Origin of the sequence: Tunturiibacter empetritectus, from assembly GCF_013410875.1 — a bacterium.
Lineage (GTDB): Bacteria > Acidobacteriota > Terriglobia > Terriglobales > Acidobacteriaceae > Edaphobacter > Edaphobacter empetritectus.
The window spans coordinates 338,388-360,166 of the sequence record NZ_JACCCU010000002.1 but is presented as its reverse complement, the minus strand read 5'-3'; the positions used below and the strand labels follow the sequence as shown (position 1 = coordinate 360,166).

Sequence of the window (21,779 nt, the reverse complement as noted above, 5' to 3'; positions counted from 1 at the left end):
GAAAGGGCAAACCCGTAATCACGCTGAGTCCGTGATGCATGATCCGCTGTAGAAGCCAATTCAAGCGAACGGGGAGGCTGTCGAGCCAATATCGCAGAGCGGAACTGATGTGTGTTCGGCTTGTAGTGACGAGAACCATATAGCATCCACTGGCCCAGTCTCGAATATGTAACGTCAACTGGTAGTGAATCGTCGGAAGGATTTCACAGAGCCTACCCAGAGACAACGCATAATGTTCCTAGTGTACTGTAGTAAACTCGTTGCTGTTTGGACTCCATAATCCATGACCAAGAAAGACTTAATGAACAAGCCAATAGAACGTTTAAAGATTTACTTAGGTTTTGAATCTACAACGGGACTACTTTCGGCATCGTCATTTATTTTACTCACTGCAATCATATCTCTTCTATGGTCACATGCTGAGCTTCTGTGGAGTGACGAGTTTGGGATCCTGATGACCGATAGCGTGGGGTCCATATCCAGGATGCTTTATGTGCAACGGAACTACCCTATATGTCTGGATCCAGCCGTCTACCATTTGGTAGCCCACGGGTTTATTTACTGGTTTGGCCCTTGTGCCATGGCTATCCGTATACCCTCTCTCATTGGCTATATTGTCATGCAAGTTTGCTTATTTATCTTTGTTCGTCGAGGGGTAAATGAAAGGGCTGCACTTTTCGCAATTGCGCTATCTTCTATGACAGGCACCTAGTGGTATGCAGGACAAGGCAGACCTTACGGATTGCTGCTCGGGTTTCTCGGTCTAATGATGCTAAGTTGGCAGTCCGCAACAAAACAAGAAAGTAGCCGCCTCATTCCTCTCTTATGTCTCAGTTTATCTACCGCATTGGCCCTCAACACACACTATTATGCTGTCCTACTACTTGCCCCCTTATGTGGGGCCGAGTTGTTTCGGGAGATAGAGAATCGTAAGCCGGACTGGGAAATGTGTTCAGCTATTGTCGCGGGTGTGCTGGGTGTTGTATTTCTCCTGCCTTTCCTAAAGGCTGCGTCAGAGTACAGCGGCTACTACTACATCAAGTCAGTTAGTGGTCATATTGTGTCCCATTCGTATATGTGGATGTTAATAAGTGATCTCAACATCAGCAAAAGTATAAAAAATGATGTACAGCTTCTTCTTATTTTTGTGGTTGGCCTGCTTATTGGTACAGTCATTTATCAAACGATTAGGGGTAAGTGCGAGTTACCCAACGCGGAATTAGTATTTCTCATACTGATCTCAGCGGTGCCTTTGTTTGGGTACGTTCTTGCCGTGCTGGTGACACATGTCTTAGAGACACGGTTTGTTTTGGGAGCAGTTGTTGGGCTCCTGTCACTTTTGGCAATTGGAATGTCGATCGTATTCAAACGCCGACTGATTGTAAATGCAGTAATGGTTGCGCTATTTGTTACTTCACTGGTCTCAGGAGCTGCCAAAATCAAGGGTCAACGTGCAACTACTAGAAAGGTTTTGGAATGGTTGGTACTACCCAATGAGACCAAAGATGCACTCCATGCTAGGCAAGGCCAACCTGTTTATCTAGCAAATTGGGATGTTTTTGCGTCAATCAACTACTACACCCGTGATCCCGAAATCCGGAAACAATTCGCCATGTTTTACTCTATGAGTCTTGAGAAATCTTGCTGTGGGACCGGATACGATACTATGACGCGAACTATGTTGAATACACAGAATATTACCCATACGATCGTTCAATCGTATGAGGATTTAATCAAGGAGCCAGGCGAGCATCTTGTTTACCTTCCGAAATCTGAAGGGGATTGGGAGTGGACGAGGAAAGCGCTGTTTGCTTCACACGCTCAGATGAGGACATTGGGGCCCATGTTAGATGGGGATCTGGTATCGGTGATATCGCCCAGCGGTACACAGTAGAGCATCAGGAGTTTATTGAATTCAACAATGCTCAGTCTTTACCTCGATGATATTAAGGTTCTATGCAAAGCAAGAGATTGAACTATGGAGCACCGACCGGGATTTGAACCCGGGAATACTGGTTTTGCAGACCAGCGCGTTAACCACTTCGCCATCGGTGCCCTTGCCCGCTACAAAACAGAAGTGCAGCGGAGATCTTGTCCAACTCTACTCCGGTTGTGCCACCGTACGGAGATAGGGCTTCACTGTCTTGTAGCCAGGGAAGATCTTATCGGCATCCTCATTCGACACTGCTCCAGTGATGATGACCTCCTCGCCCTGTTTCCAGTTCGCCGGCGTCGCCACCTTATGCTTCGACGTCAGCTGCATCGAGTCGAGCACGCGAATAATCTCATCGAAGTTGCGGCCCGTCGTCATCGGATACGCAAGCGTCAGCTTGATCCTTTTATCAGGCCCAATCACAAACACGGTGCGCACCGGCGCATTGTTCGCTGGAGTTCGCCCCTCTGAGGTCTCGCCCGCATCCGCCGCAAGCATGTCATAGAGCTTCGCAATCTTCAACTCCGTGTCGCCGATCAAGGGATAGTTAACCTTCGCGCCTCCAACCTCCTCAATATCCGCAGCCCATCTCTCGTGGTTGTCGACCGGGTCCACACTGAGTCCGATCACCTTGGCGCCACGCTTGGCGAAGTCGCCCTCTAGATTCGCCACCGCGCCGAGTTCGGTGGTACACACAGGGGTAAAGTCCTTCGGGTGCGAGAAGAGAACGGCCCAATTGTCACCAATCCATTCATGGAAATGAATCGTGCCCTGGGTAGTTTCGGCAGTGAAATCGGGAGCAATATCGTTGATGCGAAGTGACATATCGATTCGCCTTCTTTGGGGGTCACCCAATCCTTCAATTCCTGATAAACTTCGCGCCAAAGTGAACTAATCTGCTGAGCCCAACGCAAAACCCACCCGGCTTATTCGCTTTGGGTGGGGTCTATGTGCTGCTCGAAGATGTTCTGCTTCGATTAGCTCATCAACGCACCCTCGCTGGGATACAGCAACAGCAGCAGAGTGTGAACATCGAGTTGAGCATCATCGTCATCGCTGTATGTTTTGTACCGCAGCCAGCTAAGCTAGCATGAGGCCGGTTCGCCCTATCGCGGTCTTTTCAAAAGATACTTCCGAGGAGCACCCATGTCAAATCAGAGCCCCGCTGTTACATCCACAGCAGCACTCCCCTCGACCTCTCGCACCTTCGACTTTGCCCAGGTTGACGTCTTCGCCGAACGCCCCCTCGAAGGCAACGCGCTCTCCATCTTTACCGACGCTCGCGGTCTCACCCTCGACGAGATGCAGGCCCTGGCCCGCGAGACCAACCTCAGTGAAACCACCTTCATCATGCCCCGAGCACCGGAGATCGAACGCGAACGCGGCGTCCAGGTCCGCATCTTCCTCACCACCGAAGAGGTTCCCTTCGCTGGCCACCCAACCCTTGGCACGGCCAGCTGGCTCTATTGGAATCATCCAACCTTTCGCGGCGCAGATCAGATCACTCTTGATCTTGGAATCGGTCCAATCCCTGTTCGTTTCCAGGCTCCGCAGCCACAAGAGATCGGAGCCTTCGGGACGATGCGACAGAACGATCCAACCTTTGGCAAAGTTCTCAACACTCCCGACGACCGTGCAGCCTTGGCCGCCGCACTCAGTCTCTCCATTGAAGACTTGGATCCGCATCTCCCCGCGCAGGTCATCTCCACCGGCATGGCGTTCTGCGTCGTCCCCTTGCGATCGCTCGAGGTTGCCGGCCGCCTCCATATCCTCCCCTCGCAAAGCTCTCGTCAATTTCTTGACCGCATCGGCGCAAAGTTCTTCCACTGCATTACTCCCGCTAATGAGAACTCAACAGCACATTGGCACGCACGCATGCAGTTCGACTCCGGCGAAGATCCTGCGACCGGCTCTGCCTCCGGATGCACCATCGCCTACCTCGTCCGTCATGGCCTCGCCGCCAGCGGACAACAACTCGTCATCGAACAGGGAATCGAGATGCTTCGTCCCAGCCGCATCCATGTCAGCGCAGCAATCGAGGACGGCATCGTCACGAAAGTGTTTGTCGGTGGCCGCACCATTCCTGTTGCAACGGGACGCTTTTTCCTGCCGTGATGCACTCGATTTCAACAGGGACCCATCATGAATCGCCAATGAATACAGCCCCTTCCGAGCATCGGTGGATGTGCAAGCTCTAATATTGCGAGTCTTCGCCCAAACTTCGCCGCTTGCCAACTCCCCCACTCATTCGTACTGTTGGAAAGCGTTGACGACGGCGTTGCCTGAAACAGGAAGCGTCGTTGGAGATGATTTGCTTTCGCCTGTTTTCTGACAATTTGAGTTGAGAGAAGCTCGACTGCCCCGCAGTCGCGACTCCCCAGCGCAATCTTACTGTCTGCACGCGCAGTGAGGTCGATGCCAGTATCTCCGGCATCGACACCCACTGTATCCGCAGCAGAGGGACTCTCTGCGCTCTCGGAGCCGCGTGGCAACCTGCGTCGGCCTACAGCCTCTCTCGCACCCCGCGGTTCGGCAGCTTCGCTCGCTGGACAGATGGCCCTGATCCCTCGTGGAGCAGACTGGAGAGCCTTGCTCATTCCGTCTTCTCCACTTCGGGAGCGGTGGACCCACTACGCGCTGAGAGCCGCATCCGGCCGAACCACGGGGAAGTTTTGAACACCACCAGACCGGCCCGTCTGCAAACCACCAGACGCGTCAGACTGGCCCATCGGCCGCGAGCCACCACAAGGTGGTGTCCGGCAGAAGAGAGACTGCATGCGCCCCAAGAAGACGATTCTCTGCGTAGATGACAACGAACAAATTCTCTCCGTCCGCACCTTCCTCCTCGAAACTCGTGGCTATCGCGTCGTCGCTGCCCACAGCGCGCAGGAGGCGCTCGCCGTCCTTGATCAATATCTTCCCGGCACGCTCGATCTCATCCTCTGCGATCTCATCATGCCGCAGATGGACGGCAACGAACTCGTCCGCCGCGCCAAGCAACTCCATCCCGGCTTGCCCGCGATGATCGTCTCCGGTACCGTCAATGCCTTCGATCGAGCCGTTCACGCCGATGTCTTCCTCCCGAAAGGCGCTTCGTCCCCCGCGGAGATGATCGAACGTATCAGGGTCCTCGTCGCACGTAAGCGGGGCCCAAAGAAGACCGTCGTTGCGTCAACCTCGCAGTCGCCACAGCTTGGTTCCTTCACCCACGCCACAGCAAGCTAGAGCCACTGGATCAAGTAGCAGTTTGCGTAGAACCTGTATTTTTTTTGCTTGTCATTCCCGAAGGGAATCTGCGGTTGCCTTCCTACACCGGCAGCAATCCGTTCTAACGGTCTCCAACCCTGCAGGGAACGTCCAAAGAATTAGGCTTCCACTAACCCGTACTTTCTCTGCCACTGCATCTTCAGCCGCACCCACACAGCGTCCTTCTCTTCACTCAAAACGGATGGATCAGGCTCCGACGCAAAGCGCCCAGCCTCCGTCTTCGCCAACTCCAGCAGCTCTCGGTCGCGTATCAGATTTGCAACCCTGAACTCCGGCATACCAGCCTGGCGCGTTCCAAAAAACTCTCCAGGCCCGCGTTGCTGCAGATCAAGCTCGGCTAGTTCAAAACCATTCTGCGTACGTACCATCGCATCCAGCCTGGCCTCAGCCTGCTCGCTCACCCTTCCGCCTGTCATCAACACGCAGAAGCTCTTCGCCGCTCCACGCCCAACACGGCCGCGCAGCTGATGCATCTGCGCCAACCCAAACCGTTCGGCATGTTCGATCACCATCACCGAAGCGTTCGGGACATCGACGCCCACTTCGATCACAGTCGTCGCAATCAGCACGTCAAGATCTCCCCGCTGGAACCGCCGCATCGTCACATCCTTGTCGTCCGCGCTCAACCGCCCATGCAGCAGCCCCAGCCGCAGCCCGCTCAGAGGCCCCTGCCGAAGCTCCTCATACATATCCGTCGCTGCTCGAAGCGCCCTCTTCGGCTCAAATAACTTCTCCATCTTCACAGAAGACTTCGTGCGCTTGACCTTTGCACTTCCTCCCTTTACGTCCGTCGTCTTCTTCCTCGCCGTTGTTTCTTTGTTGTTATTCCGCAACGCAGCGGAGGAATCCGCTTTTGCTTTTACGCTTGCGTTCGCCTCGTCCGGTTCAATATCCTGCGGAAAATCCAACTCCGGTTGGTCATCCTTCGCACCTTCAATCACTGGATACACGATGTATGCCTGCCGTCCCGCCTCTACCTGCTTGCGCACAAAAGCCCACACGTCCTCCGCACGTTCCTCCGTCGTTCGTCTGGTTACAATCGGCGTTCGCCCCGGCGGTAGCTCATCGATCACACTTGCATCAAGATCGCCGTATAACGTCAGAGCAAGCGTTCGAGGAATTGGCGTAGCCGTCATCACCAGCACATCTGGATCAAGCGCGCCCGACTTCTTCATCAATCGAAATCGTTGCTGTACGCCGAACCTGTGCTGTTCATCGACGATCACGAGGCCCAGATTTTCGAAATCAACTTTATCTTCAATCAGCGCATGAGTCCCAATCGCAAGATCGGTCTCGCCGCGAAAGATTCTTCCCCGCGCCTCCCGTTTCGTCGCCTCATCGAGCGATCCCGTCAAAAGGGTCACCCGATAAGGCTTTCCCGTGCGTGGAGACAGCACATCCCCCAGCAGCTTCCTCGCGGAGAGATAATGCTGCGTTGCCAGAATCTCCGTCGGTGCCATCAGAGCCGTCTGGTAGCCGTTCTCAATAGCAACCAGCGCAGCCTGCATCGCGACGATCGTCTTGCCTGATCCCACATCGCCCTGCAGCAATCTCCGCATCGGCTGCGGCCTGCGCATATCGCTCGCAATCTCGCCCAGCACGCGCTTCTGCGCCGCCGTCGGATGGAAGGGAAGCACCTGCTTGATCGCCTCCCGCACCTTCACATTCGTCACAAACGCAGTGCCTTCGCGCTCCCTCATGCGCCGCCGCTTCAACTCCAGTCCCAGCTCAAGATAGAAAAACTCTTCGAAGATCAACCGGCGATGTCCAGGCGTTGTCGCCGACATCAGCTCCACCATCGGCGTCCCGGCTTCAGGAAAATGCACAGCCTTCAGAGCCTTCAGCCGCTCAGGAAACGAGAGCCGCTTAAGCATCGCCCCTGGCAAGGTCTCAACCACTCCGTTCTCTCGCGGCCCACGCAGCCCGGGTGCCCCATTCATCGCAGTCTCACCGTGATGGGTGGGATGTACACTGCTCGCACCCGCCACCTGTTGCCTTTGCTTTTGTTGTTGTTTTTGCTCTTGTTCCTGGTGTAGTTCGTTCTTTTGCTTGTCATTCCGCAGCGCAGCGGAGGAATCTGCTTTAAGCTTCTCCCCGCCCTCCAACTCCTCAAAGAGGGCCCAGATCACCCGCCGAAGCCACTTCGACCCCAGCTTCGCCCCCCACGCCGTAGTGCCCCCAAGCGACTCATACACCGGCACAATCCGCCCAACCTCGAGCATGGAAAACTCAGCATCCGCACCAGCCCCCGAAGGCAGAATCTCAAACTGCGGCTGAATCATCTTGAACTTTCCCGCGCTGCTCCGCGAAGGTTCAAGCTTGCCATATAGCGCAACCATCTGCCCCACATGAAATTTGTCTCTCAAATAGGTCCCGCGAAACCACATGCACTTCACCGTGTTGAGCCCCTGTCCCACCGTCATCTCAAACAACGGCATGTTCCGCGTCTGCAGCAGCACCGTCCCACGCACCTCGCCGATCACCGACGCCATCGTCCCTGCCTTCAGCTCACTCATCGGCACTGGGTTCAGGCGATCTTCGTAGCGAAAGGGCAGGTGATACAGCAGATCCTCGACCGTCTCGACGCCGCGCTTGGCAAGCTCGACCGCAATCCGCTCTCCCACGAGCTTCACAAACTTGATAGATGTAGAAAGTTCCAGCACAGACCGATGCTACCAAGAACCAGCCATGGGCCAACTCCCGCACTTCCACAACAGCCTTTCAGTATTGACAGAAGATATGTTGCAATAAAAGAATGTCTGCCTCTGGAGCGAACTCAGTAACGACCACCGAGCGCAAAAACATCCTGCTGCACACGCCGCTGATGGCGCTCGCGGTAGCCGCCTTCGGCATCGGCACCTCCGAGTTCATCATCATGGGCCTGCTGCCCAACCTCGCCGACGACTTCCACGTCAGCATTCCCAAGGCCGGCGTCCTCGTCACCGGCTACGCGCTCTCAGTCACCATCGGCGCGCCAATCGTAGCCATCGCCACCGCCCGCCTTGAGCGAAAACTCGCCCTCCTTCTTCTCATGGGCATCTTCACCCTCGGCAACCTGGCATGCGCCATCGCCCCCGCCTACAACCTCCTCTTCGCCGCCCGCGTCCTCACCGCCCTCTGCCACGGAGCCTTCTTCGGCATCGGCAGTGTCGTCGCTGCCAACCTCGTCCCGCGCAACCAGCGTGCCCAGGCGATCGCCCTCATGTTCTCAGGCCTCACCCTCGCCAACGTCCTAGGCGTCCCAGCCGGAACTGCACTTGGCCAGGCCTACGGCTGGAGATTCGCCTTCTGGGCCATCGTCCCCATAGGCCTCCTAGCCGCAACTGCAGTCTTCTTCCTCGTCCCCAAACAAGCCCCAGGCTCCGGCGGTCTCCTCCACGAGTTCCGCGTCCTCCGCAAGCCACAAGTCCTGCTCGTCCTCGCCATGAGCGTTCTCACCTCAGCCTCGCTCTTCTGCGTCTTTACCTATATCGCCCCAACCCTCGAAGCCGTCACGCTCGTCTCCCCCCACACCGTCACCCTCACGCTGCTCCTCTTCGGCGTCGGCATCACCGTAGGCAACTTCCTCGGCGGCACCCTCAGCGACTGGCGCCCCATGGCCTTCCTCATCGGCGCCCTTCTCACCCTCTTAGCCTCTCTGGCAGCCCTCTACTACGCCGAACCCCACGTCATCCCCGCCATCGCGATGATCCTCATCTGGGGAGCGATCCAATTCGCCGCCGGAGCCCCACTCCAATCCCGCATCGTCGACCAGGCCGCCGCCGCCCCCAACCTCGCCTCCACCCTCAACCAGGGAGCCTTCAACTTCGGCAACGCCACCGGAGCCTCTCTCGGCGGCATGATGCTCACCGCCGGCTACACCTATCGCCAACTCCCTCTCGCCAGCATCATCGTCACCCTCGTTACTTTGCTCCTCGCGATCCTCTCTGCCAGACTAGATCGCAAACACCGCGACGCCCGCATCGTCGAAAAGCTATCCATCCTCTAACCGCTCAGCCATTCCTCCGTATTGCCTCCTTCACATGCTCCACCGCCTCCTCTTTGAAGTGCGTCAGATTATGAACCTCCGCTGCATGCTGTTCGATGACAGGCAGCATTTCTTCTTCACTATCGCCCTCAAGCTGCCAGTCGCACGCATACCCGACATCTTTGCAGTGAAAGTGCTTCTTCCCATTACTCTGTTCCATAATCCACCTCGAAAAGTCAGATGCGCGTCAACGAAGCTCATTCCAGACAAACTCCCTCCCAATTGACCTCAGTGCACAACTGAGTAGATTTTCCAATCTCATCGAACCTCGCCGGAACCTACAACTCACCCTGATAAACTGGCCCTGACACACAACACGAGAACCCATGCCCATTGTAGAACTGCAACATGTCCGCAAGGCCTACGACACCAAGATCGCCGTAGCAGACCTCAGCTTCACCATCGAACCAGGCAGCATGTTCGGCCTCCTCGGCCCCAACGGCTCCGGCAAAACCTCCTCCATCCGCATGATGATCGGCATCACGGTCCCCGACTCCGGCACCGTCAGCCTCTTCGGCCAACCCTTCCACCGCAACCTCCTCAAGCGCGTCGGCTATCTGCCCGAAGAGCGCGGCCTCTACAAAAAGATCAAGGTCATGGACCAACTCATCTTCCTCGGCCAGCTCCGCGGACTAGACGCCACCACCGCATCCAGGCGCGCCCACGACTGGTGCGACCGCCTCGGCATCACCCCATCCATCGACAAAAAGACCGAAGAACTCTCCAAGGGGATGCAGCAGAAGATCCAGTTCATCTCCACACTCCTCCACGAGCCCGAACTCATCATCATGGACGAGCCTTTCAGCGGCCTCGATCCCGTCAACGCCGTCCTCCTCATGGACACACTCGTCGACCTCCGCAAACAAGGCCGCACCATCCTCTTCTCCACCCACCGCATGGACCAGGTCGAAAAGATCTGCGACAACATCTGCCTCATCCACAACAGCCACCTCGTCCTCTCCGGCTCCATGCGCGAGATCAAATCCCGCTACCCCGTCAACCGCGTCCTCATCAACTTCACCGGCAACGACGCCTTCCTCCACCACCCCACCATTCACTCCGCGAAGAACTACGGAGGCCATGCCGAGATCCGCCTCCGCAGCTCAGGAGACGAAGGAGCCGACGCTCAGGCGCTTCTCGCTGACGCCATCCGCACCGGCGCCCGCATCACCCGCTTCGAAGTCATGGAGCCGACACTCGAAGAGATCTTCATCGAGAAGGTCACCGAGGAATCTACCGGTATCCCCGTTGGAGAAAAAGTCAATGCATAACATCTGGCTCATCGCCAAACGCGAGTACCTCGAGCGCATCCGTACCAAAGCCTTCCTCATCGCCACCATTCTCATTCCACTCTTTATGGGAGCCTTCGTCTTCGGCAGCGGCTATCTCGCCTCCCGTACCAAATCCTCCGCCCACCTCGCCATCGTCTCGGCCGACACGTCCTTCTCCGCCGACCTAAAGCACGAACTCCAAACCGGAAAAAACAGCGGCATGACGGTTGAAGTTCTAACACCAACCTCCCCATCCAACAGCAACGAGATCCGCGCCAACCTCGACCGCAATCTCCAAAGCAAGTCAGGAGACATCACCGGCTATCTCGTCGCAACGCCCGCCCCGCAGCCGAACGCGCGTCCCACCTTCACCTATGTCCCACGCTCAGCCGGGGACATCAGCACCGAAGACACGCTCTCCACCGCCATCCAAAACGTGCTCACCCGCGAAGGCCTCGGCCATCAGGGCATGGGCCCGTCCGACATCGCAGCCCTCATGGCCCCCGTCGCCATCGACACCAGCAAGACCGGCGACAGCCGCGCCGCCTTCGGTGCCGCCTATCTCCTCTTCTTCCTCATGTACATGGTCATCATGCTCTACGGTATGAACACCGCACGCTCCATCATAGAAGAAAAAAGCAGCCGCGTCTTCGAGGTCATGCTCTCCGCCATCAAGCCTGACGAGATGCTCGCCGGTAAGATCCTTGGCGTCGGCGCAGTAGGCATCTCGCAAGTAGGCGTCTGGATGATTGCCGCCGCCGCCCTCGGTTCCACATCCCTCGCAACCAGCCTCATCGGCAGCGGTCACGCGCTCATCAGCGCCGCGCAGATCATCTTCTTCGTCGCCTACTTCATCTTCGGCTTCCTGCTCTACTCCAGTATCGCCGCCGCTCTCGGCGCCATGACAAACTCCGAGCAGGAACTCCAGCAGCTCAACATGTTCCTCGTCATCCCGCTAGCCTTCTGCTTCCTCATGATCTTCGTCATCGTGCGCGCGCCAAACTCCACCCTCGCGCAGGTCGTCTCGCTCATCCCCTTTTGCAGCCCCCTGCTGATGAACTTCCGCATCTCCCTCACCACCGTCCCACCCTGGCAGATCGGCCTCTCATTCATCCTCATGAGCATGACCATCCTCGCCATCCTATGGGTTGCAAGCCGCATATATCGTGTAGGCATTCTCATGTACGGCAAAAAACCCAACCTCCCCGAGATCCTCCGCTGGCTCAAATACAGCTAGTTGGTCAGCTATCGGCTGGACAGGACAAACTGATTTCCATCGGCGTCTGCAAAGATCGCCGACGTTCCCCAATCTTCCTTTCGAGGAGCCTGGACAAAGGTCACGCCACGCGACTCCAGGCTCTTGGCCGTTGCGAAGACGTCATCGCACCAGAAGCTGATGGACTGAAACGTCCCGACACGGTCTTCGTGCCCCTCCGGAGTAAATAACGCAATACCGGTCTCCGTCCCAGGGAAGGCAAGCTCAATCCATCGCTGTCCTGGACCCATCTCCTGGTCCGTCGAAATCTTGCATCCCACCATCTCTGTCCAGAACCGTAACGCCTCATCCTGATTGCGAACTGGAACGCCAACAAATTTAATGCCTCGAATCATCGCCGTTCTCCTTGTCCTGCAGACTAAAGCGACATGAAGCGCCAATGCAATTGCCTCCGTAAAACTATAGTATTGGCTGATACAGCCATGATCGAGATCGATCCGTACATCATCGACGTTCTTATGCGCGACCTCGTCGGACACGATCGCCGCCCAGCCAGCTTCCTGGTCTATCTTTGGCTCGCAACCGAAGCCGAACAGCGAGGCTCCGAGGTACAGATCGGCTACCGGGAGTTGGCCGAAAACGTCGGCATCAGCAAAAGTGCGGCACAAAGCGCAGTGCGTTGGCTGATCAAGCGCCGCCTTCTCTCCGCTAAAAAAAACAACGCAACGGCTCTACCCACCTACAAGACACTCTTTCCATGGAAGGGGCGAGCCCAACGCTGATCTACTCTCCAGTCAACACTGCAGTTACCAAGCTCCCTGCTTCCCACCAACCCACCACACCATCCCCACAGTCAGCGTAGGCTGACTCGAAGACAGCATCCCAGGCTTGTTCGTCAAAAAGTACGGCACGTTGCTCCAGTCTCGTCGATACTCCACACGCGTCAAAAATCCATCGCCAAACTTGTACTCATAGGTCCCGGTAAACTCCTTCAGCGCCTGCGTCGTCCCGCTGAAGAGTCCTCCACGATCCGACAGATACTCGGTCCGCCCACCCAGCGCCATCTTCGGCGTCAGCTGATACCGCGCATAAGCCGCCCCGCCATCCACATGCGAAGGAGCGGAAGACTCACCAGGAGCCGCCTTAGCCCACTCCCGCGAGATCAAATAATCCCCCTCCAGCGACAACGCCAGCTTAGGCGTAGCGTTCCAAGTCACGTAGCTGTCGAAGATATGCTGCTTGCCATCCGGCGCAGGAGTAATCGCCTGCAAACACAGCCCAGGCTGCACCGGCGCATTGCAGTTCGTGGCCGGCGCGGCATCCGGATGGTCTTGTCCAAGGTAGTAGTTGAAGTTCCAGAGAACACTCTTCGCAGGTTGAGCCGTAAAACCAAACAGCTCATCCTTGAACGAGTTCGTAGGCTCCGACTGGTCCGTTCCATTCACCAGCCAATAGTTCACCGCCAGCTTGTCATTCACCTTGTAGCTGGTCCGGACGCCGGCGTGATAGAACGGCAGATAGTTGAAGAAGAACGATCGCGAGTAGTTCACCTGGTCCTTCGTATAGTTGCCTTCAATCCCCAGCGAGCTCGCCCACTTGCCCACGTCCACTGTCAGTCCCTTTCCCAGAGGAACGACGTATGTTCCATACACTTGGAAGATATTCCGGTAGATATCCGGTCGAGGCTCGTTCTGCGGACTGCCCTGCAGCGTCTCTGTCGCCTGCCCAAACTGCAGATCCAGCCGGACTCCGTAGCGCCTGCCCGCCGCAACATCCGGGTCGAGCGCAAACACGACGTCAGCCTGATTGATGCTGAACGCATTGCTCAGCACATCGTAGGCCCGCAGATACTGCACCCGTCCAATCGGATGATTGAAGTCGTAGTCGTAGTAACCGTCAAAGGTGTAGTTCAGCGTAGCTCCGCCGGGCAGTTGTGTCGGAAGGACCGAAGCGACGGGAGAGATTGGTGCTGGAGTGCTCTGCGTATTCACTATTGTGGACGACGGTATAGTTGCTGCCACGCTGCTGCTCGACACACTCTCCACGCTGCTGCGAACATCCGCAGCAGGGCCAACCAGCACAGCCGGCCTCAGCGTCGCCACTTCCGTCGTTGTCACCCGTTGCTCCTTGTGCAACTCCGCCTCCAGCGCGCTCACACGCTGCGCCAGATCGCGCACTGTCTGCCTCAATTCTTGAACGTCGGCATTTGTAGGCGCAGTCGTCGTTGTCTGCGCGGCTGCTTCAAATCCCGAGAAGACAACAAGGAAAAGAGAAAAAAGGATAAGTCGATTGAAGCAACGCATAGGCACGCCTCTCGCAAACGCGTTAAGCAAAACACGTTTGCAGTAAATTGATCGTAAAGGGCATCACTTCTTCTCAAGTCTTTTTCTGAGACTATGTCCTGCCGGATGGGCTCCCTGCGCGGGAGGCGGTCACTTCGTGACTTGTATACCGCTTCGCCTGGCGCTCCCGTTGGTCGCGAGGATGATGATTCCGACCAACGGGAAGACCACGCGAAGCTTTAAAAAAGCGTGCGAACGCCCGCCCTCCGCGCAGGAGGCCTGTCCGGCAGGACAGATGCCTTGCATCGCATCTCATAGGTAAACTAAACGAAGTGGCCTCCACCTACACCCTCAAGCAACGCCTCGCCCTCGCCATCGTCCCCCGCCTCGCGAGCGCGACCATACACGTCCTCGGCATGACCCTTCGCTTCGAAGACGTCCGCGACCCTGGCGCACCCCTTGGCTTCGACGCCCCCCCCCCAGCCGTCTACGCCTTCTGGCACCGCTGCCTGCTTACCAGCGCTTGGCACTTCCGCAACCACGACATCGCCATTCTCATCAGCCCCAGCTTCGATGGCGAACTCATCGCCCGCACCGTCGAGCGCCTCGGCTACATGGCCATTCGAGGTTCCAGCTCGCGGTCAGGCTCCCTAGGCCTGCGCAACATGCACAAGGCTTATCTCGACGGTCACTACTGCGCCATCACGGCCGACGGCCCCCGCGGCCCCGCCATGATCGCCAAACCGGGCGTCACCCAACTCGCCCAGCTCGTCGAAAGTCCGGTCGGAACCTTTTACGTCCTCCCCGAGCGAGCCTGGCAGCTTCGCTCCTGGGACCGCTTCCTCATCCCCAAACCATTCTCAAGAGTCTTCATAGGCTGGCCCCTGCTGACGACCGCCAACGAGGAAGCCGTTCAGGCCGCTCTTGATCGCGCGGTCGAGCTGGCCAAATCCCGAATCAGCAATCCCCTAAAATAAAGTTGAAAAGTTGGCGTATTTTCGTCGTCAAAATTCACCATGCAAAACACCACGTTGTCATCACGTTTCACCACACAACTCACCACGTTTTCACCACAAAAATCGACATAGATTTGCTCGTATCCGACTTCAATTTCGACCTGCCCGAAGAGCTGATAGCCCAGTCCCCACCGGCGATTCGCGGCTCCAGCCGCATGCTCCTCTTCGACCGGATCACCGGCCAGTACCACGACAATTTTTTTCGCAATCTACCCCAAATTCTCCAACCCGGCGACCTCCTTATCCTCAATGACAGCCGTGTTTTACCGGGCCGCCTCTACGCCACCCGCGCCCGCAGCCAACAAACCCAACACAGCTCCCCCGATCCCACAGGTCGCATCGAAGTCCTTCTAACCCAGCAACTTGCCGCCAACGATTGGATCGCCCTCGTCCGCCCGAGCCGCAAGATTCAGCTTGGCGAACGCCTCCTCTTCCACGCCCCCAACGAAGCGAAACCCTTGCTGGAAGCGGAGATCATCTCCGCCTCCGAATTCGGCGAACGTACCCTCCGTTTCTCTCCCACGCCTGACTTCAACGCCATCCTCAACAAAATAGGCCACATGCCGCTCCCCCCGTACATACACCGCGAGGACAGCGATGCCGATCGCGACCGCTACCAGACAGTCTTCTCCCAAGAATCAGGCAGCGCTGCCGCCCCTACCGCCGGCCTCCACTTCACCCCGGAAATCCTGGCCCAACTCAAGCAAAACGGCATCCAGATCGAGACCATCACCCTGCACGTGGGATTGGGAACGTTTCAGCCAGTTCGTGCTGAAAACATTGAGGATATCCGCCTCCACGCCGAACACTACACGCTGCCTGCGACGACCGCGGAGGCCATCAACTCCGCAGTTAGTGAAGGCCGTCGCATCATCGCGGCTGGCACCACCACAACCCGTACGCTTGAACATTGCGCCCAGATGTCTGCAGGAAGTTTTCTTGAACCTCACTCGGGCCAGACGAGCATCTTCATCAGTCCTGGCTATAAGTTCAAGATTGTGAGCGGTCTGCTGACAAACTTCCATCTTCCACAATCTACGTTGCTTATGCTGGTTAGCGCCTTTGCGGGCGCTGCTGGCGGAAGGGAAGCGGTACTCGCAGCTTATGCTCACGCCGTCGAGCAGAGGTACCGCTTTTTCAGTTATGGCGACTGCATGCTTCTTCTTTAGGTTGCCTGCATTAAGACTGGTTTTATTCTAAGAAAAATTGAGTGTGGTTTTCTGGGCCCTAAAGTGGTTTTTGCAGGGGGTTTTTGGAAAAAGTGGTGTGCACGACGTGGTTTTTTGCATGGTAGAACGTGGTGAAGTGCGTGGTAGAACGTGGTGAGAAACCGCACTTAAATCAGGGTCGAAAAACATGCCACGATATTCAACTTTATTTTTTTGAGAACTGAGGCGGCGGCCCATCTTGGGCGGTCACATGTCCAGCTGCAACGCGCTACCATCAGACAGCATGGCAAAGACACCCGACACCAAAGCATCTTCCGAGCAGAAGCCCCCGATCTACCTTCTGGACAGCATGGCTTTTATCTTCCGCGCATACCACGCGATGCAACGTCAGCGCCCTATGTCCACCCGGAGCGGCATTCCCACGGCGGCGACCTATGTCTTCGTGAATATGATCAACAAGCTTCGCAAAGACTTTTCTCCTCACTATCTTGCTGCCGTCTACGACCTGTCCGGTCCGGTCTTCCGCGACGAGCGTGCTCGCGAGATGAAGTCGGTGAAGAAGTTCAATATCAAGACCCAGCAGTTTGAAGAGACCGATTATCTTGGCTACAAAGCCAACCGAACAGAGATGCCAGCGGACCTTGCACAACAGCTTCCCTTCATTCGCCGTGCCCTTGAAGCCTTTCGCATCCCAATTCTTAGTTACGAGGGATTCGAGGCGGACGACGTAATAGGAACACTGTCTTGCAAGCTCTCTGCTCTGGGCCACAAGGTCTACGTAGTCTCGTCCGATAAGGATATGATGCAGCTCGTCAATGAAGACGTGTTGATTCTCAATCCAACGAAGGACAACCTCATTCTCGACAGTGCGGGTGTTGAGGCTGCGCTTGGTGTCCTGCCAGAACGTGTCATTGATGTGATGGCTCTGCGCGGCGACTCTATCGATAACATTCCTGGGGCGCCGGGCATCGGCGATAAAGGCTCGGTCGAGCTAATTCAGCAGTTCGGCACCGTCGAGGCCGCACTTGATCGCGCGGATGAAGTAAAGCGAAAGACGTATCGGGAATCACTGCAAAACAATCGCGACAATATTCTCCTCTCCAAGGAACTCGTGACGATTCACACTGGCGTGCCTATCGAATATGAACTGGACGATATGCTTACCCAGGCGCCAGACAATGCTGCATGCCGCGAACTTTTCTCGGAACTCGAGTTCACAACTTTGCTGAAGGAGCTTGCTCCTTCTACGTCCAACGCTCCCCTTACCTACAATCTGCAACCTACACCGGAGCAGATAGCGGCGCTACTTGCTGATGCTCGTTCCATTGATCTTTCCGGAAGAGTCAATGGTTTGACTGTGGCTGTTTTTGAGGATGCCCGGGCTCTTGCAGAAGAGGTCGCCACGGATTTGTCCACAGAGCAAGAGACTGAGCCCGAGCCGCCCCCATCGCAATCCATGTCACTCTTTGAAACTCCGGAGCCAAAGAGTCCGGAGCCTAAGGTTTCGACAGGTGCATCAGTTTTCCAGATTGGTTTAACGACATCTGCTGATTTCGCCATAGTCGTCTCTCTTCACGCGCCTGGTTTGAGAGAGGCGCTGGAAGATCCGACCCTTCCGAAGCACGCCCACGACCTCAAAGCGGTCCTTCGGGCGCTCGAGCCTCACAGGATCGACCTGGCCGGAGTTCGCGATGACGTCATGCTTTACAGCTACCTCGTCAACCCGACGCATGGCTCTCACACTCTTCCAGACGTTACGGCCCGGTTTACCGATCGCGCCCTAAGCCCTGCCTCAAAGACGCCGACTGAGAGCGAGATTGCCAACCTGCTGCCCGAAGCGGCCAATGCGATCCATCGCCTCTCCGGCACGCTTCGCAGTCAAATTGAATCCGCGCATCTGACGCATATCTACGAGACGATGGATCTGCCGCTGGTTTCTGTTCTGTTGCGGATGGAGCAGGCTGGTGTCCGGATTGACTCCGCGGTTCTTGGTGAGATGTCCTCTCGGCTTGCTGTTGATATCGATAATCTTGCCGAGCGCATTTATGCGGATTCCGGCCATCGTTTCAATATCAACTCGCCCAAACAACTCGGCGAGGTTCTCTTTAACAAGATGCTTCTTCCCAAGCCGATGAAGTATGGCAAGGGCAAAGTCGTCTCTACGGCTCAGGATGTTTTGGAGGAGCTTGCGGAACATCATGCCGTTCCAGCTCTTGTGCTCGAGTATCGTCAACTCGCGAAGCTCAAATCGACCTATATCGACTCGCTTCCACAGCTTACCGATTCGTTGGGACGTGTTCATACCACCTTCAATCAAGTCGGTACGGCGACTGGCCGCCTCTCCAGCACGAATCCAAACCTGCAGAACATTCCTGTTCGCACTGCTCTAGGCCGCGAGATTCGCGCTGCCTTTATTCCTGCTCCGGGAAATGTGCTGATGTCGGCAGACTATTCGCAGATCGAACTGCGCCTGATGGCCCACTTCTCACAGGACCCTTTGTTGCTTGATGCCTATCGAACCGGCAAGGATATTCATACTCTGACCGCGAGCGAGGTGTTTGGCGTTGACGCAGCGACGATGGATAAGGAGACACGCGCTCGTGCCAAGGCTGTCAATTTTGGGATCGTGTATGGCATTAGTCCGTTTGGACTTGCGGCGCAGTTAAACATCGATCAGAAGACTGCCAAGACCTACATTGAGACGTATTTTGACCGGTACAAAGGCGTGCAGCGCTTCATTGAAGAGACACTCGAGACAGTGCGTCGAGATCAATCGGTGAAGACGCACTTTGGCCGAATTCGACCGATCCCGGATATTCAATCTCGCAACCCGAACATGCGTGGATTCGCTGAGCGGACTGCGATTAATACGCCGCTCCAAGGCACTGCTGCTGACCTCATCAAACTAGCAATGCTCAAGATTGATCAGATTATTCGGGATCGCAGGTTGAAATCACAGATGACGCTGCAGGTTCATGACGAGCTGCTCTTTGACGTAGTACCGGAAGAGGTCCAAGAACTTCAGGAACTGGTGAAGCAGGAGATGGAGCATGTTGCCGAGTTCTCCATTCCGATTGTTGCCGATGTGGGCGTTGGGCCTAACTGGCGCGACATAAAATAGCACTCTTTTGTCTCTGCATAAGCATCAACACGCTGTGCTGATCGCGTCGTGCGGGTAAGTGACAGCGAGGCGAGTTTTCCTAGGCAGTTGGCGGTAGCATGGCTAGACAAGCCATGACTGACGCAAGCGTTCTCCCTCCCCAGATTTTGCTGCATATTGCCCAAACTCTCAACCTCCCGATGCATGGTCTGGTAGCGGTGATTACGCTTCTAGATGAGGGAGGGACTGTTCCTTTTATTGCGCGGTATCGCAAGGAGGCTACTGGCAATCTCGATGAGGTGCAGATTCGCGATATCGAGGAGAAGCTCGCTTACTTCCGCGATCTAGCTGCGCGGCGAGCTACGATACTGGCTTCGATTACGGAGCAGGGCAAGCTGAACGATGAGTTAAAAGTGCGGATCGAGGCGACTCTTGATAAGAGCGAGTTGGAGGATCTGTATCTTCCGTATCGACCCAAGCGAAGGACGAAGGCGGCGATCGCTCGAGAGAAGGGGTTGGAGCCGCTTGCGCTCTATCTGTGGGAGCAGACGATTGCGGATGAGCCGCTGAGCTTGATGGCTCCGCGATTCGTCGATGGCGAGAAGGGTGTGGCTTCGGTCGAGGAGGCCCTCGAGGGCGCGAGACATATCGTCGCTGAGATGATCAGCGAGAGTGCAGACTTGCGAAAGGCCGTTCGTGCGCTGATGTTTGATGAAGGCGTCGTTGTGAGTCGTAAGGCGATGGACGCGGTGGATGAGCAGGAGAAGTTCAAGATGTACTACGAGTATCGCGAGGCGGTGAAGACGATTCCGTCACATCGGATGCTTGCGATTCGTCGAGGTGAGAGCGAGAACGTTCTTTATTTTTTGATTGAGTTGGAGTCGGCACGAGCGTTGAATGTGCTGCGCCATGGGGTGTTGCGAGGGCAGGGGGATTGGACGCCGCAGCTGGAGCTGGCCGTTGAGGATTGCTGGTCGCGGCTGCTGAACTCGTCGATTCAAGGGGAGTTGCGGCTGGAGTTGAAGAAGCGCTCGGATCTGGATGCGATCCAGGTGTTCCGAGAAAATTTGCACCATCTGTTGCTGGCACCGCCGGCGGGGCCGATCTCGGTGCTGGGGATTGACCCGGGGCAGAGGACCGGGTGCAAGATTGCGGTGGTGGATGAGACGGGGAAGTTCCTCGCCAATGATGTGCTGTATCTGCATACGTCGAAGGGCGCAGCCGAGGCGGCGGGGAAGACGCTTGAGGCTCTGGTGGTGAAGCACCAGGTGAGGGCGATTGCGATTGGGAATGGGACGGCTTCGCGGGAGACGGATGCGTTTGTGCGGGAGTTTCTGCGGGAGCGCGGGCTGGAGAATATCTTCTCGGTGACGGTGAGCGAGTCGGGCGCGAGCATCTATTCGGCTTCGGATGTGGCGCGGCAGGAGTTTCCGGATCTCGACCTGACGGTGCGCGGGGCGATCTCAATCGCGCGGCGATTGCAGGATCCTCTTTCGGAGCTGGTGAAGGTCGATCCGAAGTCGATTGGCGTTGGGCAGTATCAGCATGATGTGGATCAGAGGCAGTTGCAGCAGTCGCTGGAGACGGTGATTGAGAGCTGCGTGAATCGGGTTGGGGTTGACCTGAATACCTCGTCGTGGACTTTGCTGCGGTATGTTTCGGGCGTGACGGAGCGGACGGCGCTGAATATCGTGAGTTACCGGAACGAGCATGGACGGTTTCGTTCGCGGACGCAGTTGATGAAGGTCCCTGGAATCGGGGCGAAGACGTTTGAGCAGGCTGCGGGATTTCTGCGGATTCGTGATGGAGAGAATCCGCTGGATATGACTGCGGTTCATCCGGAGTCTTATGCGGTTGTAGAGCAGATTGCGGCTTCGTTGAAGTCTCCGGTGGAGGAGCTGATCAAAAGTCCGCAGCTGCTGGAGAAGGTGGATAAGAGCGCGGTTTCGGCGGGGAGTTTTACGCTGAACGACATTCTGGAGGAGTTGAAGAAGCCGGGGCGCGATCCTCGAGATAAATTTGTTGCGCCTAGCTTTAACGAGAGTGTGCGGGAGCTGTCGGATGTGATGGCTGAGATGGTGCTGGAAGGCGTGGTGACGAATGTGACCAAGTTTGGCGCGTTCGTCGATATCGGGGTGCACCAAGATGGGCTGGTGCATATCAGTGAGCTGTCGGTGAAGTTCATCAAGGATCCCTCTGAGGCGGTGAAGGCTGGACAGATTGTGAAGGTGAAGGTGCTGTCCGTCGATGCGAAGACGAAGCGGATTGCGCTCTCGATCAAGGCACTGCATGAGAGGGGGCCGAGGGGTGTTCGTCCTGCGGACGGTGGTGCTCGTGGTGGCTCGTCGTCGAAGGAGCAGGGGCTGAAGGGACAGGGAAGACCTACGGTGAAGACCCAGGTTCAGGTGAACGCTCGTGCTGTTGCTCCGGCGAAGGCTCCGATCTCTTTCGACGACAAGCTGGCCATGCTTTCTTCCAAGTGGAAGGGGTAATAGTAT

General features: G+C 56.4%; 16 protein-coding genes and 1 tRNA gene. 11 read left to right on the top strand and 6 right to left on the bottom strand.

Going from position 1 to position 21,779, the window contains the following annotated elements; all coding sequences use genetic code 11:
- Positions 1–907 precede the first annotated feature (907 nt).
- Entirely contained in the window at positions 908–1,894 is a 987-nt protein-coding gene (locus HDF08_RS13705; protein WP_179639226.1) for a hypothetical protein, read from the top strand.
- A gap of 85 nt (positions 1,895–1,979) precedes the next feature.
- Here HDF08_RS13705 and HDF08_RS13700 read toward each other — a convergent pair.
- Together HDF08_RS13700 and HDF08_RS13695 are read right to left on the bottom strand one after the other, a co-directional pair.
- A tRNA-Cys gene (locus tag HDF08_RS13700) sits at positions 1,980–2,055 on the bottom strand.
- 46 nt (positions 2,056–2,101) lie between these two features.
- Positions 2,102–2,758, bottom strand: coding sequence for a peroxiredoxin (locus HDF08_RS13695; RefSeq protein ID WP_179639225.1), 657 nt, complete (start codon positions 2,756–2,758; stop codon positions 2,102–2,104).
- Between the two features lie 321 nt (positions 2,759–3,079).
- On the opposite strand from HDF08_RS13695, the gene HDF08_RS13690 reads away from it, so the two are divergent.
- Positions 3,080–4,048, top strand: a complete 969-nt coding sequence (locus tag HDF08_RS13690) for a PhzF family phenazine biosynthesis protein (protein ID WP_179639224.1) — start codon at positions 3,080–3,082, stop codon at positions 4,046–4,048.
- Positions 4,049–4,708: 660 nt separating this feature from the next.
- A complete protein-coding gene (locus HDF08_RS13685) occupies positions 4,709–5,158 on the top strand; it encodes a response regulator (RefSeq protein ID WP_179639223.1) in 450 nt (149 codons plus the stop codon).
- A gap of 140 nt (positions 5,159–5,298) precedes the next feature.
- On the opposite strand, the gene HDF08_RS13680 is transcribed toward HDF08_RS13685, so the two are convergent.
- A complete protein-coding gene (locus HDF08_RS13680) occupies positions 5,299–7,863 on the bottom strand; it encodes an ATP-dependent DNA helicase RecG (RefSeq protein ID WP_373563191.1) in 2,565 nt (854 codons plus the stop codon).
- Between the two features lie 92 nt (positions 7,864–7,955).
- Here HDF08_RS13680 and HDF08_RS13670 point away from each other — a divergent pair, with 92 nt between their 5' ends.
- Positions 7,956–9,188 (top strand): MFS transporter, encoded by a 1,233-nt coding sequence (locus tag HDF08_RS13670; protein ID WP_257031124.1) that lies wholly within the window; start codon positions 7,956–7,958, stop codon positions 9,186–9,188.
- Positions 9,189–9,192: 4 nt separating this feature from the next.
- On the opposite strand, the gene HDF08_RS13665 is transcribed toward HDF08_RS13670, so the two are convergent.
- Positions 9,193–9,387 (bottom strand): DUF1059 domain-containing protein, encoded by a 195-nt coding sequence (locus HDF08_RS13665; RefSeq protein ID WP_179639222.1) that lies wholly within the window; start codon positions 9,385–9,387, stop codon positions 9,193–9,195.
- A gap of 166 nt (positions 9,388–9,553) precedes the next feature.
- On the opposite strand from HDF08_RS13665, the gene HDF08_RS13660 reads away from it, so the two are divergent.
- Both HDF08_RS13660 and HDF08_RS13655 read left to right on the top strand, forming a co-directional pair.
- A complete protein-coding gene (locus tag HDF08_RS13660; protein WP_179639221.1) occupies positions 9,554–10,498 on the top strand; it encodes an ABC transporter ATP-binding protein in 945 nt (314 codons plus the stop codon).
- Positions 10,491–11,735, top strand: a complete 1,245-nt coding sequence (locus tag HDF08_RS13655; protein WP_179639220.1) for an ABC transporter permease — start codon at positions 10,491–10,493, stop codon at positions 11,733–11,735. The genes HDF08_RS13660 and HDF08_RS13655 overlap by 8 nt, the downstream gene beginning before the upstream one ends.
- Before the next feature lie 8 nt (positions 11,736–11,743).
- Here HDF08_RS13655 and HDF08_RS13650 read toward each other — a convergent pair whose 3' ends face one another.
- On the bottom strand, positions 11,744–12,109 hold the full coding sequence (locus HDF08_RS13650) for a VOC family protein (RefSeq protein ID WP_179639219.1): 366 nt from the start codon (positions 12,107–12,109) through the stop codon (positions 11,744–11,746).
- 72 nt (positions 12,110–12,181) lie between these two features.
- Between HDF08_RS13650 and HDF08_RS13645 the strand changes: the two genes are divergently transcribed.
- Positions 12,182–12,496 carry a helix-turn-helix domain-containing protein gene (locus tag HDF08_RS13645; protein ID WP_257031123.1) on the top strand — a complete coding sequence of 105 codons (315 nt, stop codon included), beginning with the start codon at positions 12,182–12,184 and terminating at the stop codon, positions 12,494–12,496.
- A 24-nt stretch (positions 12,497–12,520) separates the two neighbouring features.
- On the opposite strand, the gene HDF08_RS13640 is transcribed toward HDF08_RS13645, so the two are convergent.
- On the bottom strand, positions 12,521–13,903 hold the full coding sequence (locus HDF08_RS13640; RefSeq protein WP_218884702.1) for an outer membrane beta-barrel protein: 1,383 nt from the start codon (positions 13,901–13,903) through the stop codon (positions 12,521–12,523).
- Positions 13,904–14,328: 425 nt separating this feature from the next.
- Here HDF08_RS13640 and HDF08_RS13635 point away from each other — a divergent pair, with 425 nt between their 5' ends.
- The 4 genes from HDF08_RS13635 (at position 14,329) to HDF08_RS13620 (ending at position 21,773) form a co-directional block, all read left to right on the top strand.
- Positions 14,329–14,973 carry a lysophospholipid acyltransferase family protein gene (locus tag HDF08_RS13635; RefSeq protein ID WP_373563190.1) on the top strand — a complete coding sequence of 215 codons (645 nt, stop codon included), beginning with the start codon at positions 14,329–14,331 and terminating at the stop codon, positions 14,971–14,973.
- Positions 14,974–15,086: 113 nt separating this feature from the next.
- Positions 15,087–16,181, top strand: coding sequence for a tRNA preQ1(34) S-adenosylmethionine ribosyltransferase-isomerase QueA (gene queA, locus HDF08_RS13630; protein WP_218884700.1), 1,095 nt, complete (start codon positions 15,087–15,089; stop codon positions 16,179–16,181).
- 283 nt (positions 16,182–16,464) lie between these two features.
- Complete coding sequence (polA, locus tag HDF08_RS13625) at positions 16,465–19,302, top strand: DNA polymerase I (RefSeq protein WP_179639216.1); 2,838 nt, start codon at positions 16,465–16,467, stop codon at positions 19,300–19,302.
- A gap of 98 nt (positions 19,303–19,400) precedes the next feature.
- Positions 19,401–21,773 (top strand): Tex family protein, encoded by a 2,373-nt coding sequence (locus HDF08_RS13620; RefSeq protein WP_257031122.1) that lies wholly within the window; start codon positions 19,401–19,403, stop codon positions 21,771–21,773.
- The last annotated feature ends 6 nt before the right edge of the window (positions 21,774–21,779 follow it).

What these genes read in the sequence shown, in the direction of transcription:
- HDF08_RS13695 (WP_179639225.1), bottom strand. Translation starts at nt 2,758, where the DNA reads ATGTCACTTCGCATCAACGATATTGCTCCCGATTTCACTGCCGAAACT.
- HDF08_RS13690 (WP_179639224.1), top strand. Translation starts at nt 3,080, where the DNA reads ATGTCAAATCAGAGCCCCGCTGTTACATCCACAGCAGCACTCCCCTCG.
- HDF08_RS13685 (WP_179639223.1), top strand. Translation starts at nt 4,709, where the DNA reads ATGCGCCCCAAGAAGACGATTCTCTGCGTAGATGACAACGAACAAATT.
- HDF08_RS13670 (WP_257031124.1), top strand. Translation starts at nt 7,956, where the DNA reads ATGTCTGCCTCTGGAGCGAACTCAGTAACGACCACCGAGCGCAAAAAC.
- HDF08_RS13665 (WP_179639222.1), bottom strand. Translation starts at nt 9,387, where the DNA reads ATGGAACAGAGTAATGGGAAGAAGCACTTTCACTGCAAAGATGTCGGG.
- HDF08_RS13660 (WP_179639221.1), top strand. Translation starts at nt 9,554, where the DNA reads ATGCCCATTGTAGAACTGCAACATGTCCGCAAGGCCTACGACACCAAG.
- HDF08_RS13655 (WP_179639220.1), top strand. Translation starts at nt 10,491, where the DNA reads ATGCATAACATCTGGCTCATCGCCAAACGCGAGTACCTCGAGCGCATC.
- HDF08_RS13650 (WP_179639219.1), bottom strand. Translation starts at nt 12,109, where the DNA reads ATGATTCGAGGCATTAAATTTGTTGGCGTTCCAGTTCGCAATCAGGAT.
- polA (WP_179639216.1), top strand. Translation starts at nt 16,465, where the DNA reads ATGGCAAAGACACCCGACACCAAAGCATCTTCCGAGCAGAAGCCCCCG.
- HDF08_RS13620 (WP_257031122.1), top strand. Translation starts at nt 19,401, where the DNA reads ATGGCTAGACAAGCCATGACTGACGCAAGCGTTCTCCCTCCCCAGATT.